This is a genomic window from Streptomyces sp. NPDC002669 (assembly GCF_042889165.1).
Lineage (GTDB): Bacteria > Actinomycetota > Actinomycetes > Streptomycetales > Streptomycetaceae > Streptomyces.
Window position 1 is genome coordinate 1 of record NZ_JBIAQQ010000038.1, and the last position, 15253, is coordinate 15253.

6 protein-coding genes and 1 pseudogene are annotated in these 15253 nt (G+C 69.0%); all 7 read right to left on the bottom strand.

Translation table 11 applies throughout. The features are described from left to right. Nucleotides 1-395: 395 nt before the first annotated feature. Complete coding sequence (locus ACFYW1_RS35340) at nt 396-2897, bottom strand: Helicase associated domain protein (protein WP_389002932.1); 2502 nt, start codon at nt 2895-2897, stop codon at nt 396-398. 52 nt (nt 2898-2949) lie between these two features. Then, nucleotides 2950-3432, bottom strand: a complete 483-nt coding sequence (locus ACFYW1_RS35345) for a hypothetical protein (RefSeq protein ID WP_389002935.1) — start codon at nt 3430-3432, stop codon at nt 2950-2952. Between the two features lie 193 nt (nt 3433-3625). Beyond that, nucleotides 3626-5118 (bottom strand): annotated as a pseudogene (locus ACFYW1_RS35350) (ISL3 family transposase). Nucleotides 5119-5225: 107 nt separating this feature from the next. Then, entirely contained in the window at nt 5226-11516 is a 6291-nt protein-coding gene (locus ACFYW1_RS35355) for an SDR family NAD(P)-dependent oxidoreductase (protein WP_389003048.1), read from the bottom strand. Between the two features lie 258 nt (nt 11517-11774). Then, on the bottom strand, nt 11775-13010 hold the full coding sequence (locus ACFYW1_RS35360; protein WP_389002938.1) for a beta-ketoacyl synthase N-terminal-like domain-containing protein: 1236 nt from the start codon (nt 13008-13010) through the stop codon (nt 11775-11777). 145 nt (nt 13011-13155) lie between these two features. Beyond that, complete coding sequence (locus ACFYW1_RS35365) at nt 13156-13383, bottom strand: DUF5988 family protein (RefSeq protein ID WP_389002941.1); 228 nt, start codon at nt 13381-13383, stop codon at nt 13156-13158. 449 nt (nt 13384-13832) lie between these two features. Beyond that, complete coding sequence (locus ACFYW1_RS35370) at nt 13833-14240, bottom strand: hypothetical protein (RefSeq protein WP_389002944.1); 408 nt, start codon at nt 14238-14240, stop codon at nt 13833-13835. Nucleotides 14241-15253: the final 1013 nt, after the last annotated feature.

Genomic DNA, 15253 nt, shown 5'->3' on the forward strand with positions numbered 1-15253 from the left:
GCGCGCGCTTCGCTCCGCGAAGACGACGCGCCGCCGCTACGCGGCGGTTCCGGCTTCGCCGGAAACCTCACGACTCCGTCGTGAGTGGGCATCACTCCGTGATGCCTTGCCGGTCCACTCCGTGGCCCAGCGGCTCGGATCGCTCCGCGATCCGGCCTGAACGGCCTGCGCTCCGCGCTGGCCTGAGACTGCGGCAGCAAGGGGTGTGGCGGGTGTGCTTGACGCCTGGTCAAGCACACCGTCTTACATGAACTGCTTGGGTTCTGCTGACGAGGTTCTGGGCCGGCTGCTCTCGTGTCGGAGGTGCGGGCCTTCCCGGATCCGGAGGGCCTTCCCGTCGGTCTCTATCGTAGCGCTTCCGGGGTGCTTCCTTATTCGAGTTGTGGGCAAAAAAGTTACGGGATCTCTGAGTTTTCGGGGCGCTCCTCTTCGGCGGGGGCGGTGCTGGCTTCATGGAGGATGGTCTGGATCAACTTGCTTCTGCTGTCGGAGAGTTGATTGTTCCTCTGGCTGGTGCGGATCTTGCAGAGCCAGGGGCCGATCATGATGCGTTCCCCGTCGACCTCGATCCCCTCCCGGGCTCCGGGAAGTCGGCCGTGCCGCTCGATGAAGGCGCGCAGCAGTGTGGCTGTCTGTTCGAAGGAGCGGCGTTTTCTGGTCTTGAGGGTGCTGGGTGTGGCGGGGGTGGTGGTCTTCTTCGTTGTCAGGGTGACGTGGTCCGGGGTGAGGCCAAGGCGGGCCAGGAGGTGGCGTTGACCGTCGTCAAGGGTGTTCCAGGTGGTGAGCTGGCGGTGTAGCCAGGTGCCGGCTTTCATGCCGTCAATCACCGTGTCGCGGCGCAGTTTTGCGGGGTCGTGTCCGTCCTGGATGTGGCGGGCCAGGATGTGGTACTTGCGGTGCCAGTCGGGTCCGTACGGGAGGAGCCAGTTGGGGTCGAGGGCGGTGAGGCGTGTGTGACGGGTTGTGGGGAGTTGGTCTTTGCGGGCCAGGCCGCGTTGGTCGACGAGGAATTGGCCGCCGGGATCGTGGGCAGGGATGGCGAGATGGCCGTGCTCGGCGTGGAATGCCTCGACGAGGGTCATGTTGCCTTCGAAGGCGGCTTCGTGCTCGTCCCAGATCATGCCGAGCTCTTCGAGTTCGGCGGTCCAGTCCGCGGTCAGGGTGCCGCGGCGGTGGGCGGTGCGCTGGCCGGCGATGAAGGGGCCGAGGCGGTAGCCGTAGGCGTCGGTGTAGTCGACCGGGACCTTCAGGTGACCGTGTTCTGTGTGGTAGCGGGTGGCCGCCGCCAGGCCGGCACGGCGGGGTGCGGAAAGGACTGCGCCGGCCGACGGCCAGGCCAGCAGGTCCATCGCGCGGGCGATCGTGCCCGGGTCGAGGGTGAAGTCGAAGCGGAACCGGCGGGTGAGGAGGCGGTGGGTGTCGGCGTCCAGGCGGTGCGTGGTGGCCTTGCGCGGGGCGCGGGCAGCAATCGTCTGGTCGTGGTGGCGCAGTGCTGCGGTGATGAGCCAGAGGGCTTCGTAGGGGGTGTCGAGGAGGTCGGTGGGGTCGGAGTCGGGTGGAGTGTAGGCGGGGATGATCAGGCTCGCGGTCTTCACATCGGTGGTGGGGGGTTTGCGCAGGGCGCGGCCCAGGGCCTGGACGATGCGGCGCACGCTCTCGGTGCGGGAGGCGAACACGATTGCGTCCACAGCTGGCAAGTCGATGCCTTCGCCCAGGACTTGGGCGTTGGTGATCACGGCGCGGTCGGCGTTCGCGAACTGGTTGAGGAGTTTCGCGCGCTGGTCGGGGGTGTGGTTGCCGTTGATCGAGGAGACGGCCAGGGTGCCGGCCCAGGAGGGGCGTTGGTCGGGTGGGAGGGCGCGCAGGGTGTGGGGGAACTGGCGGGCGAAGTCTTCTGCGTCGGCGACCTGTTGGAAGTAGACGATCACATGGCGGAGGTCGTGTTCGGTCATCGCTTTGAGGATCGCCAGGTGCAGGGCGGTCGTCCGGCGCGTGGTCGGGGCGAAACCGGTGTGCGCGTGGTCGGGGTCGGTCAGGACCGTGCGCAGGTCGGTGTCGGTGATGGTGGGGATCAGGAGCTGGTAGTCGGCCAGGACGCCGTCCTCGATCGCAGCCGCGTGGGTGTAGGTGTGCAGGCGGGGGCCGAATACCTTGATGTCGTCCATGGAGGCGATCAGGGACGGGGACTCCCACTCCGGTGCGGTCGTTGCGGTCCGCTTGGGGCGCGGGCGGGTGTCGGGGGCCTCGGCCAGGCGCGGCGCCTCCCATTCATAGGGCGTGGCGGTCAGGTACAGGCGGCGCTCCGCACGAATCCGGGAGGAATCGTGGACCATCGTCCATTCCTTGTCCCAGGAGCCCGCGGTGCGGTGCGCCTCGTCGATGATTGCGAGGTCGAAGGCGGGTGCGGTGAAGACGGAGTGCTGGATTTCCTCGATCCGCGGGAGGGAGTCGAGGGTCACGAGCACGATCGCCTTCTCGTTCTTCCTGGCGCGCTGGACCAGCCAGTACGCCAGGTACTCCCCCGAACCCGTACTGCTCGCGCCCGCCTTGGCCAGCACGGGGTGTTTGTCCGCGTTCAGCGATGACACCGCCATCAACGCCTCGGTGCGGCCGTCAGCGCGGGCTGCGGCCGCCCACTGGCCGATCAAGTCCCTCGATGGCACCACCACCAGCAGAAACCGGGCATCCAGGGCTTCGGCCGTGCGCAGCGCGATCAGCGTCTTGCCCGTACCGCACGCCGACACCATGTGCCCGCGGCTCCCGGGTTTCCTCAGACCTCTTGCCCCGCTGTCCACCGCCGCCTGCTGATCCGTGCGCAGCGTCCGGCGGGCAGGCGCGAAAGTGTTGGTCAGGGGCGGATGGCTGTCCGGGACAGCGGGGCTGGGGTTGGTGGCCATCGGGTGGTTCCTTGGGAGGCTCGGCTGAAGGTTCGCAGGGGGCGGGCGGGGGTCACTGGTAGAGGAAGTCTGTCCACCACACCTGAAGCCCGTCGACCAGGGCGACAGCATTGTCTGCTACCTGACGGCGCTGGGCGGTTTCATACGTGGCGTATACGGCGTCGAAGGACGGCCCGGGATTGTGGTACTCGGCGGCAAGCCGGCAGAAAAGGGGTGAAGGGCTGAAGGCGGTTGTCGCCGCCTCGTCTTCGTCCACCAGCTCCGCGGGAAGCCCGCCGTACACCTCGGAGGTGATCCAGCAGGCCCAGTGGACCAGTTTGCGTGTCGCCCCCACGTCGGCCGCGACGTGGTCGAGCAGCAGCGGGCGGCAGTGGGGGTCAGGGCATTCGTCCACCGTCGCGTAGAACAACCGGTCCAGCAGGGCGTCACCCGCCCGGGCATGAGGGTCTGGCAGGTACGCCCCGGACGGCGGCACGAACGTGCGTTGTCGACGGCGGACTGCGGCCGCAGTATGCACATGGTTCACGTCGCTCACGACTCTTTCCACGGGCCCTCCAGCAGGCTCGTTCCCGGTATCACAGTTCATCGTCGCGCGCCCTGCATGCATGGGGGCCGCTGGGCGGCGAAGACGCCGCCCAGCAGTGGATCTTCTGGTAGGGGGCGCGCCTTCGAAGGGGTCTGTCAGACGAAGGGCCCTGTCTCACATTCGGTGGTGGCGGAGAGTGTTGCTATCCGAGGATGATGCGGTGGCGAAGCGGCGCGAAGCCTGCTCGTCCGTGCATCTGGCGCGCGATCCGCTTGGTATTGGTGTTGACGCCTTCGGTGGGGCCGTTGCTGTACGGGGAAGCGTGAGCGCGGCGTTCACGGCGTCGAGGTCTCGCTCCAGGCCGCGGGTGAAGGCGTGCAGGTGGGGCAGGTCGGTGCCGCGGACCTGAGTGATCCAGCGCGTGAGCGCGTCGGCGTTGTCGGCGCGAGGCACCAGGAGCGGAGGCTGCGTTGCTGGCGGCCAGTTGGGACACTCGGGGCAGGCGGCGGTGAGCTTGGCCAGGAGGTCGCGTTGTTCGGCCTTGAGGCTGTTTGGCCTGGTCAGCAGCATCCGGGCGAGCCGCCGCAGGGAGATGTGGCTGCTGTCGGCGTCCGCGCGCCCCTGGTTGATGTACTTGTGCAGGAGGTTCGGGCAGCCGGTGAAGCCGAGGGCCTTGATCTCCTCGAAGAGGTGCTTGACGGGGACAGAAGGGTCTTCGGCCTGGTGTTTGCGCAGTTGCTCATGGTAGGGATCGACCAGGCTGGCGCGGTACTTGGGGGCGCGGAGCATGCGCTCGGGCTTGTCGGCGCGGGCGTACCGTTTGGCGGTGTTCAGGGCCAGCTGCAGGCGGCGGGCGCGTTCGAGTAGGCCGACATCCTGGTCGAGCAGACCGTGGGCCTGGTGCCAACGCTCCAGGGTGTTCTGAACGTGGGGGGCGGTAGATCGGCGCGCCCAGCACGTGCTGTGCGCCTTGGCCTCGCTCAGGGCGGCTTCGCGCAGGTTGTGCCAGATATGCCACCGGTCGGCGACTTGCGTGGCGTCGGGCAGGGCGCGGCGTCGCTTCGGCGTAGGTCGCCGAGCCGTCGCGGCACACGGTCTCGAGGCCTGGATGCTCACGCAGCCATGCCTCCAGCGTGTCGGCCGCGCGGTCGGGCAGTATGTCGATCCGTTCATGGGTTTCGGCGTCGATGATCGCGGTGGCGTAGCGGTGCCGCCGGCGCAGGAGGCGTCCGCCCGAGGGGGAGCGGGATGCGCAGGAGCGCGCGCAGAGCCGTGTGACGTGACAGGCTCACCGCGAGTATCGCCAGCAGACGGGCCCGGACCGGCCTGCTAATTCCTTGACCACCGACTTGATTTGTTTGGTCAGACGGGTGGTTCGCCGCTGGTATCGGTCCAGCACTCCGGGCACCTGCTCGCGGAAGGTGTGGCGGTAGCCGCGCGTGGAACGCACCAGGCGCGGCACCCGCACACGGAGCATTACCTGTCGTTCATCGGCCGGTACGTCGGCCACGGTCCGCCAGTGATAGCCGTGCACGCGTTCCGAAGAGGCCCTGCGCACCGGGCGGACCGCGCTGTCCGCGGGGTCCGTGCCCGCACGAGGATCCGCTCACCTTCGTCGCCTGCATTCTCGATGGGCAGCGGAGACAGACCCGAGAACACCGTCCGGACGAGCTCGTTGACATCCCTCGTGTAAATGGCAACGCTCCCTCATGACTCTCCGTCACCGCCGAATGTGAGACAGGGCCAACCGTTTTACACTCCCCATCGTCGCGCATCAGGCCTCGTGTCGGGCTGGCTGGGTGCTATGGGGTGGTGTCGGAAAGGGGTGATTCGTTCTGGAGGGCCAGGCCCATGTGGAGGGCCAGGGCTGTGGCGAGGGAGGCGACGGTGGGGTGTTGCCAGACGAAGTTGCTGGCCAGGCGGACGTCGAGGTCGGTGTCGAGGCGGATGCGTAGTTCCGTGGCGAGGAGTGAGTCGAAGCCGAGGGACTTGAGGGGGGTGTGCGGGTCGAGGGTGCTACTGCCGGTGCGCAGGATGGTGCGGATGTGGTCGGCGAGGTAGCTCTCCAGGGCAGTCTGGCGGGCGATGCCGGGGGGCAGCGCCTGGAGTCGGGGCCGAATGCTGTTCTGGTGGTGTTTGGGGCCATTATTCTGGTTCGTGATTGTTTCAGGCGCTTCAGTATGAGCTGGGGTGAGGAGCTCGAAGAGGCTGGAGTGCGCGGCGGCGCTGGGGATCCAGGTTTTTGCCGGGCCCGGGATGACGGCTGTCTGGACCCGGCGGTGGGCGAGGAGGGAGCGCAGAGCCTCTAGTCCCTTGCGGGTGGGGATCGTCTCGTAGCCGCGTTCGGCGAAGTCGACGGCCTGTCCTGTTTCGCCCCAGGGGCCCCAGTCGACGGCCAGTGTGGGCAGGCCGTTGCGGGTGCGCCAGGTGGCGAAGGCGTCGAGCCAGGCGTTGGCTGCCGCGTACGTTCCCTGTCCGGCGTTGCCCAGGAGGGAGCTCATTGAGGAGTACAGGACGAACCAGTCCGGTGAGTGGGTGGCGGTGGCCTGGTGGAGGTTCCAGGCGCCGGTGGCCTTGGGGTCCCATACACGTTTGAGCTGGTGTTCTTGGACGGTGGCCAGTGCCGCGTCGTCGAGGACCATGGCGCAGTGCACGATTCCGCGAAGGGGCACGCCCCCGCTGGTGGCGGCGGTGACCAGGCGCTGGGCGGTTTCGGGCCGGGAGATGTCGCCGAGGACGACGGTGGTGCTGGAGGTGAGGTCGTTGATGGCTCGTGCGGTTTCGGGCGAGGGGCACCGGCGGCCGTTGAGAATGATGCGGCCGGCTCCTTGGTCCGCCAGCCAGCGGGCGGTGGCCAGTCCCAGGCCCGAGAGGCCGCCGGTGATGATGTAGGCGCTGTCGGTGCGTACAAGGGGTGGTCCGTCGGGCAGGACGGCTGTGGTCTCTCCTTGGTCGGGGACGGTCAGGACGATCTTGCCGAGGTGGCCGGCGCGGGCCATCAGGTGGAAGGCGTCTGCTGCTCGGTCGAGCGGGTACTCGGTGCACAGGAGCGGTTTGAGCCGTTGGGCGGCGATGTGGTCCATGGCCTCGCGGAAGACTGTGGCGAACAGCTCTGGGCGCTGCTGTTGCAGTTCGATGAGGTCGACGGTGCTGAAAGTGATGTTGTGGCGCAGGGGTGCGAGCTTGAGGGGGGCGTCGGCCAGGATGTCGCGTACGCCGAGTTCGATGAACCTGCCGAACGGGCGCAGGGTTTCGAGGCCGGCTCGGATGGCGGGGCCGGCCAGGGAGTTGAGGACGACGTCGACTCCCTGGCCGTCGGTGGCCTGGCGGGTCTGTTCGGTGAAGTCCAGGGTGCGGGAGTCCATGACACAGCGGATTCCCATGCCGCGCAGGTGGTGCCGTTTTTCTTCGCTGCCGGCCGTGGCGAGGATGTCTGCGCCCAGGAGGCGGGCGACGGCGATCGCGGCCAGGCCGGTGCCTCCGGTGGCGGAGTGGATCAGTACGCGTTCGCCCGGGGCGAGGTGGGCGACGTGGCGCAGGGCGTACCAGGCGGTGAGGAAGGCTGTGGGCAGTCCTGCTGCAGTGGTGGGTGTCAGGGTGGGGGGCAGGGGGGTGACGGCCTGGGCGGGGAGGGTGATGAAGGAGCCGAAGGCGCCGCCTTCGAGCTGGACGGCGAGCACGGGGTCTTTGGGGCGCAGGTGGTGCACGCCGGGTCCTACGGCGCTGATTTCGCCTGCGCACTCGAAGCCGATGCGGTAGGGGGTGGCGGGCTCGGAGCCGAGCATGCCGAGGGTGGTCAAAACGTCGCGGAAGTTGAGGCCTGCGGCATGGACGCGTACTTCGACTTCGCCTTCGCCGGGCTGGCGGCGGCCGGTGGCAGCCAGTTCGAGGCTGTCGAGGTTGCCGGGCTGTCCGACGCGCAGGCGGAACCCGTCCTGTCCGAATCGGACGGTTCGGGTGGTGCAGGCGGTGCGTTCGGCGGGGGTGATGGGGGCGCGTTCGATGCGGGCGATGTGCCGGGTGTCGCCGCGGAGTGCGACCTCGTCTTCGGGTGCGTCGGCGAGGAGTTCGGCGGCAAGGGCTCGCAGTCCGTTCTCGCCCGGGTCGGTGTCGATGAGGGTGGGCCGCAGGTGGGGCTGTTCGACGGCCATGACGCGTGCCACGCCGCGTACGGTGCTGTGGGCCGGGTGGCCGGACTCGTCTTCGGTGACGGCGTAGGCGTGGCGGGTGACGGCGTACAGGCGCCATGCTCCGCTGTGCTCGTCGGCGGCCTGGGCGAAGGCGAGCAGTTGCCGGGCCCGTTGCTGTGCGCCTTGGAGGGGGTCGGTGTGGGGGGTGGTCGGTGCGCGGAACAGCAGGACTACGGCGTGCCAGGGTTTTGTCCGGGTGGTCAGGTGCTGGGCGAAGGTGTGGGCCAGGGGTGCGAGTTCCTCCGCGTTTGAGGGGTATTCCTTCACTTCTGTGTGAGCGCCGGCGGCGCGCAGGAGTGCGGCCAGGTGTTCGCCCTGGCCGTCGCCCTCGTCCATGATGAGCCAGTTCCCGGGTGGGGTGGTGGTCGGGCGGGGGGAGGGTGTTGGGTGCCAGCCGAGTTGCATGAACCACTGGTCGACGGTGTTGTCCTGGGCGGGTTCGCGGCGGGTGAACCGTACGCCGTCGAGGGCGAGGAGGGGCTGGCCCTGGGCGTTCAGGACTCGGATGTCTCCGGCAAGGGTTGTGCGGCTGTTCTCGGTCACCCGTGCGTGGGCGTGGGCGGCCTGGGCGGGGTCGCCGAGGATGCGAAGGGTGCGGATCTGGAGCGGCAGGATCGGTGCGGGAGGGCTCTCGAAGCCGATTCCTGCTACCAGTAGCTGCAGGCACAGGTCGAGGAGGACGGGGTGGATGCTGAGGGCGGGTTCGGGGGTGCGGGCGGTGGGCGGCAGTTGGATGTCGGCCCAGAAGCTGTCCTGGCGGTTCGTCGTGTGCAGCGTGGTGATGCCGGTGAAGGCGGGGCCGTGTTCGAGGCCGCAGGCACGCAGGGTGGTGTAGAGCCTGGCGGGGTCCAGGGGGACGGGGTGTCTGTCGCGCAGAGCGGGTACTGATGCGGGGCGGGTGTCGTGGGGTGCGGGCTCGCGGCGGGCGGTGGCTGTGGCGTGCAGTTGCCAGGAGCCGTCCGGGTTTCGGGAGTGGATTTCGCAGGCGGCCTGCCCGCCGGTGGCGGGTGTGACGGTGGTGCTCATCTGGGTGTTGTCGTCCAGGCGCAGGAGGTCTTGGAAGGTGATGTCGGTGAGGGCGATGTCCGTGGGGGCGCCGGTGAGTGCGGCGTGGGCTGTGGTGTGGAAGAGGGCGCAGAAGCCGGCGCCGGGCAGGACGGGGGTGTTGTGGACGTGGTGGTCGTTGAGCCAGGGCAGGTGGAGGGCCGGGGCGGTGGCGCTCCAGGTGTGGCGGACCTGGTCGCCGGGGGTTTCGGTGTGGTGGCCGGGCAGGGCGTCTGCGGGGGGCAGGGTTGCCCGGCCGGTGGCCCAGTGGCGGGTGCGGTCGAAGGTGATGGTGGGGGTGTCCGCCAGGTCGCCGGCGCCGTACAGGGGGGTCCAGTCGACGGTGCCGCCGTTGCAGTGGAGGGTTGCCAGCTGGGTGAGGAAGGTGGTGGGTTCGTCCTGGGCGCGGCGCAGCGTGGGCAGGACGACGGCGGTGGGAGTCAGTTCGGTCAGGGTGTCGGTGAGGGTCTGGGTGACCACGGGGTGGGGTGAGATCTCGATGTAGAGCTGGTGGCGGTCCTGGGCGGCGGCGGTGACGGCGGGGTGGAAGCGGACGGGGCGGCGCAGGTTGTCGCACCAGTAGGCGGCGTCGAGGAGGGGGGCGTGGCGGGGGTCTTGGGTCACGGTGGAGTAGAAGGGGATGCGGGGTGGGCGGGGGTTGAGGCCGGAGAGTGCCTGGTGCAGGTCGGGCAGGAGGGGGTCGACGTGGGGGCTGTGTGAGGCGACGTCGACGGCGATGGGAGAGGCGGGGATGCCGAGTTGGTTCCATTGGCCGGTCAGGTGGGTGATCTGGTCTCGGTCGCCGGAGATGATGGTGGTGTCGGGGGCTGCCAGGACTGCCACGGACACGGCGTCGGCGCCGGTGTCGGCGAGGGTGGCTTCGAGGGCGGCCTGGGGCAGGCCGACGCTGGCCATCGCTCCTGTTCCGGCGATTCGTTCCAGGAGTGCTGAGCGGCGGCAGATGACGCGGACGCCGTCGGCGAGGGTGAGGGCTTCGGCCACGACTGCGGCTGCGGCTTCTCCCATGGAGTGGCCGATGACGGCGGCGGGTCGGACGCCGTGTGCCTGCCATGTGGCGGCGAGGGCGATCTGCAGGGCGAAGAGGGTGGGTTGGATCTTTGGGCATCCTGTGATGGGTTCGCCGGCCCGGATCAGTTCCAGGACGGAGAAGCCTGCCTCGTTGCGGATGAGGGTGTCCACGTCGGTCAGGGCTTTGGCGAAGGTCTTGTTGTGGGTGAGGAGTTCACGGCCCATGCCTGGCCATTGGGAGCCCTGGCCGGAGAAGACCCATACGGGCTGGCGGGGGGCGGTGATGTCGGTGGTGCCCGGGATGAGGGCCGGGTGCGGGCGGCCGTCGGCGAACAGACGGAGGGCCTTGACCGTTTCGGTGCGGGAGCGGGCGAGGACGGCGAGGCGTCCCCGGCCGGGGCTGCGGCGCAGGGCCAGGGTGTGGGCGGTGTCCCGCAGGGGGGTGCGGGCGCCGTCGTGGTCCAGCCAGTCGGCCAGGCGGCGGGCGGCTGCCGGCAGGGCTTGGTGGGATCCGGCCGCGACCAGGATCGCTTCGGGCGGGGAGAGGCGGGGTTTGCGGGGGGCGGGCAGGGTGGTGCGGCGGGGGGTGGGAGGCTGCTGCAGGATGACGTGGGCGTTGGTGCCGGAGAAGCCGAATGAGGAGACTGCGGCCAGCCTGACTGGCTGGTTGCGGGGCCATGGGGTGCATTGGACCGGGACGTAGAAGCGGGTGGTGTCTGCGGAGATGGCCGGGTTCCATCGGGTGAAGTGGAGGTTGGGGGGGATGGTTGCGTGCTGGAGGCACAGGACGGTCTTGATCAGTCCGGTGATGCCTGCGGCGGGTTCCAGGTGGCCGAGGATGGTCTTGACCGAGCCCAGGGCGCATGGGGAGAGGCCGTTGCCGTAGACGGCGGCCAGGCTGGCGAACTCGACGGGGTCTCCGATAGGGGTGCCTGTGCCGTGGGCTTCGATCAGTGAGATGCGGGCGGGGTCGACGCCGGCCCGGTCGAGGGCTGTGCGGTAGAGGTTCTGCTGGGCGGTGCGGGAGGGGGCGGCGAGGCCGTCGGAGCGGCCGTCCTGGTTCACGGCGGATCCGCGGACGACGGCGAGGATGCGGTCGCCGTCCCGGCGGGCGTCGGCCAGGCGTTTGAGGACGACGGCGCCGCAGCCCTCGCCGCGGACGAAGCCGTCCGCGGCGGCGTCGAAGGTGTGGCAGTGGCCGGTCGGGGAGAGCATGCCCATTCTGGCGAAGGAGCGGGTGATGCGGGGGGCGAGCATGAGGGTGACGCCGGCGGCCAGGGCGAGATCGCAGTCCTGGCGGTGCAGTGATTCGCAGGCCAGGTGGAAGGCGACCAGGGAGGATGAGCAGGCGGTGTCGAGGGCGATGCTGGGGCCGTGCAGGCCCAGGAGGTAGGAGAGACGGCCGGCGGCGACGCAGTGCCCGTTGGTCAGGATGGAGCCTTCGAGTTCCTGGGGGCGGCCGGCCAGCTGATCCATGTAGTCGTTGTAGCTCAGTCCTGTGAAGACGCCTGTTGGGGAGCCGGCGAGGCGTTCGGGGGGCATGCCTGCGTGTTCCAGGGCCTCCCAGGCGACTTCCAGCAGCAGCCGGTGCTGGGGGTCGAGTACGTCGGCCTCGCGTCCGGAGACCCCGAAGAAGTCCGCGTCGAAGTGTGAGACGTCCTTCAGGTAACCGCCTCGGTGGAAGGCGGGTGGTGCGGGGGCGGGCAGCCCGTCCTGGGGGTGGGTCATCCCGCGGCCGGGTGGTGGAGTGCTCACCGCTTCGCGGCCCTCGACCAGTAGACGCCACAGGGCGGCCGGGGAGTCGGCGTCCCCGGGCAGTCGGCAGCCCATGCCGATGACAGCGATGGGCGGGTTCGCTGGGCGGTACGGGTGGCTGTGGTGGGCCACGGGAGTCTCCTTGTCGTTGACGGGGCGTGTGGGGGTGCGGTCCGGGACGAGGGAGGGGGGCCGGGCGGTGGAGGGGCGCGCCGGCATGCGGCTGTACGGGACGGGGCGGCAAAGGGCTGTGAGGGGCGAGGGGCGGGGGCCGGGTCCTTGCCGGCCCCCGAGGGTGGGGGCCTGGGGGCCGGGGCGGCTGGGGGCAGCGGCTCAGATGTCGGGGCTTCCCAGCAGGATCGCGCTTTTCACGCCCCCGACTTGGTAGTTGAAGCTGAAGGCGTAGTCGAAGTCGAGGGGGCGGGGTGCTGTTCCCGGGACCGGGTCGAAGGTCAGCTGGGGGGAGGGCTGTTCGCAGTTGGCGGTGGGGCACACCTGGCCGTGGTTCATCATGAGCAGGGTCAGGGCCACGCCGAGACAGCCGGCCGGGGCGCCGTTGTGGCCGAAACAGCCTTCCTGTGAGGTCATGAGCAGGTCGCTCGAGGCGGGGCCGTACAGTTCCTTGACTGCGTTGGCCTCGAATGCCGTGACGACGACGTTGCCGTCGCTGCCGCCGTGGATGTAGGGCACCTGGTTGATCTCCCAGGTGTCACCGAGGCATCGGCGTACTGCGGAGACCAGGGCTTTTCCGCTCTCGTCGCTGGCCAGGGGGTTGGCCAGGCCGTCGCGGGTGGTGGCCTGGGACAGGACTTGTCCGTAAGGGAGGGCGTCGCGGCGGAAGGCGTGTTCCCTGCTCTCCATGACGATGGTTGCGGCTCCCTCGCCGTGGTTGATGCATTCGGCGCGCCGGTCGTAGGGGCGCATCAGGGCATCGAACGATGGCAGGAGACTGGGCATGTCCTGGGAGCGCATGGTGTCGTAGGTGCTCTGGGCTCCGCTCAGCAGGCGCTGGATGTTGCGGATGAGGGTGGCGCTGAAGACGTCGACTCCGGTCACCACGGCGATATCGATCTCGCCGGCGGCGATGAGGCGCTGTGCGTTGCCGATCTGGAGGGCTGAGGAGGCGCAGCCGCAGGAGACGGTGAAGTTGGCGCCCCTGGAACGGGTGAGGGCGCCCTGGACCAGGGCGACGTCCGAGGGGGTGACGGCCTGTTCCGCTGCGACGAACATCTCCAGCGCGTCGGCGGCCGGGTAGGTGGCGGGGTCGGCTCTGAGGACGGCGAGGTAGCTGTCGATGTTGGCGTCCACGCCGCCGCGGCCCACCAGGATGGCGGCTTCTTCCAGGTCGCGCCGGGGCTCGAGGCCGGCGTCCGTGCATGCCTGTGCCAGTGACACCAGGCCGAAGCGGTGTGCGTCTGTGTAGTGGCGTGAGAAGAACTCGGGGATGCCGGGTACACGTTCGTTGAACGTTTCGTCCGGGAGGTTCACGCTGCCGTAGTAGACGCCGTTCTTGCTGAGGCAGGATGTTCCGGTGGACGCGATGTTCCAGAGATCGTCGGCGGTGAGCACTGGGGCTCCCGGACCGGGAAGGCACAGCCCGATGCCGGTGACCACGGCGTCCCGGGCCCGGCCTTTGGTCCGCCGTGTCATGAGTCACCCACGGGGGCTGGCGGATTAATCATGGGATTTTCCTTTCGAGGTCACAGAGGCGGGTCTATTCGGCCACGTATGTACGGCGGCACCAGCGGTAGACGGGCAACTGCTCGCCCTCATGGAGGGAGTAACGGCCCGAGAAGTCGAAGTGCTCATAGGCGTTGCCGCACAGGATTTTCACTCTGGGTTCGGCCTCCAGGGACCGGACTTCCCATACGGGAGGAATGGAAATCCAGTCCGGGCCTCCGGAAAGCTTGACTCGAATACGGTCGGACAAATTCAGCTCCATTTTCTGTCTGCGGGCGGCTGGTCCGCACCGTTCCGTGCTCCGCGCATGTGCACCGCGCCCCAGGGGGTTTCACCTGGGGCGCGGTGCGGCATCATCAGTTTCTCGCCCGCGAGAGGAGGGCGGGAATCAGAAACCAGAATCCATGCAGCAGGCGCGGCACAGGGAATCAGGAAAGGCGGTGGCCGGTACGGTGGCCTCGGTATGCGGCGGAAAAAAGTGCATCGCCTTTCGGGCATACGCCTCTGCCCGCGCCGTGAGCGCGCAGAGCAAGCAGACCGCAAGGTTCGCGGGCCGGCGGACGTCCGGGCCGCTGGGGGGGGGCGGGCTGCGCACGGAGAGGGTGAGGGGCTTCTCGCTGCCCGCTGCCGGCCGGGCGGCAGCGGGCAGCCGGAGCGCGCGCCGGCCTTCGGGCCGGGAGCCTGGAGGCCGGGCGGCGGCCCGGGCACGGGTCAGGTCGCGCTGGCCAGCGCCTGGCTGATCGCCGAAGCGGTCGCCTGCTCGGAGCCCAGTGCCGAACTGGCCGATCCGAGCAGGTTGTACACGATGGCGGTCGCGTTGGCCGCGGAAGCCGTGAGGACATTGGTTCCCACCACCGGCGGCTGCCCGGCGCAGTCGCCGAGCGCGGAGGCGAGCGAGGTGGCGGTGCCCAGGTTGCTGGCGAAGGCGGCCTTGGTGTCGTTGGCCTGGTCGGCGGCGATGGCGGCGTTGTTGGAAGCCTGTGCGGCCTGCAGGTCGTTGACGCAGGGGGAGGCGGCCACGGCGGCGGGAGCCGCTGCGGCCAGGGGGGCGAAGCCCACTACGGCGCCCGCCGCCAGGGCGGCGGTGGCGGTGGCGGCGGCAAGACGGGAACGGAACATGCTGACACTCCCTACAGATGACGTGCGTGCTCATTGGCGACGACGTCGGCGGAGCGGTGCCCTTCCCCTGCCGGGGGCGGCCTGTTCTGCGAGCGAGAACGCCGTCTGGCCGCCGCACACTTCACTGCGAGGGGAGCGAGGACCGGAACGGGTAGCAGCCACGTCCCCGGGAAGGGATGGGCGACCCGCCGGTTCGTAACCCAGTAAGAAGGACGGATTCGTGGCGCCTCAAGGGAGGAAGCACCCAATCACCCGTTCGGAGTACAACGCCAAGCGGAAAATCAAACACAACAGCGTTCACCGCCTCAACAGTCCACGCCCTCCTCTTCCCACCTCTCATGAAATTCAGGCGGTGAAAAAACCGTACTGCTCCGCAGAAATAACGATCCATCACTTCGCAGCAGCGGCACAGAAATAACGATCCGGCACCTTGCCGGCGCATATCCGACGGATCCCGGCCGAATACCAGGCGCCCCCGACCGGCACCCCGGATTCAGCGAAAGACTCGGAAAAAAATACCTGACAATGCATCAGAAATCTGCCAGGCGGCGGGATTCCGAAGCATCCGCACCGCCCATTCGTCTATTTCTAAACTGGATCAAATCCAGGTATTTCATAGCACCAGGGTGAGCCATTCGGGTACCGTTTCACCGACACCTATTGCAGTCATATGCGAGCCCGGCGGATAACGGTTAGGTCCAACGGTTGACCGCCCCTCCTCTCCGGGGAAGTGGCCATCTGCCGATCGGGCGTCCGATTCGCGCCGGTCACCGAACGGCCGGTTACCGCTATGGGCGCCCCGGGAGAGGAATTGGACGCGTCAGCCGGCGTCACCCGGCGCCGGCTGACGTTCCGGTCCAGCACCCGGTCGGGCACGTCGCGGCAAGGCCGCCTCGCTGCCGGACCAGACCAGCCCGACAGACCGCCGTCCCGCATTGGCACGGCGGTTGTCGCCGTCTTCGGGCCGGGTGGATGCCGGAGCATTCGGCCGGGAGGCCGAAACGCCCCTGCAC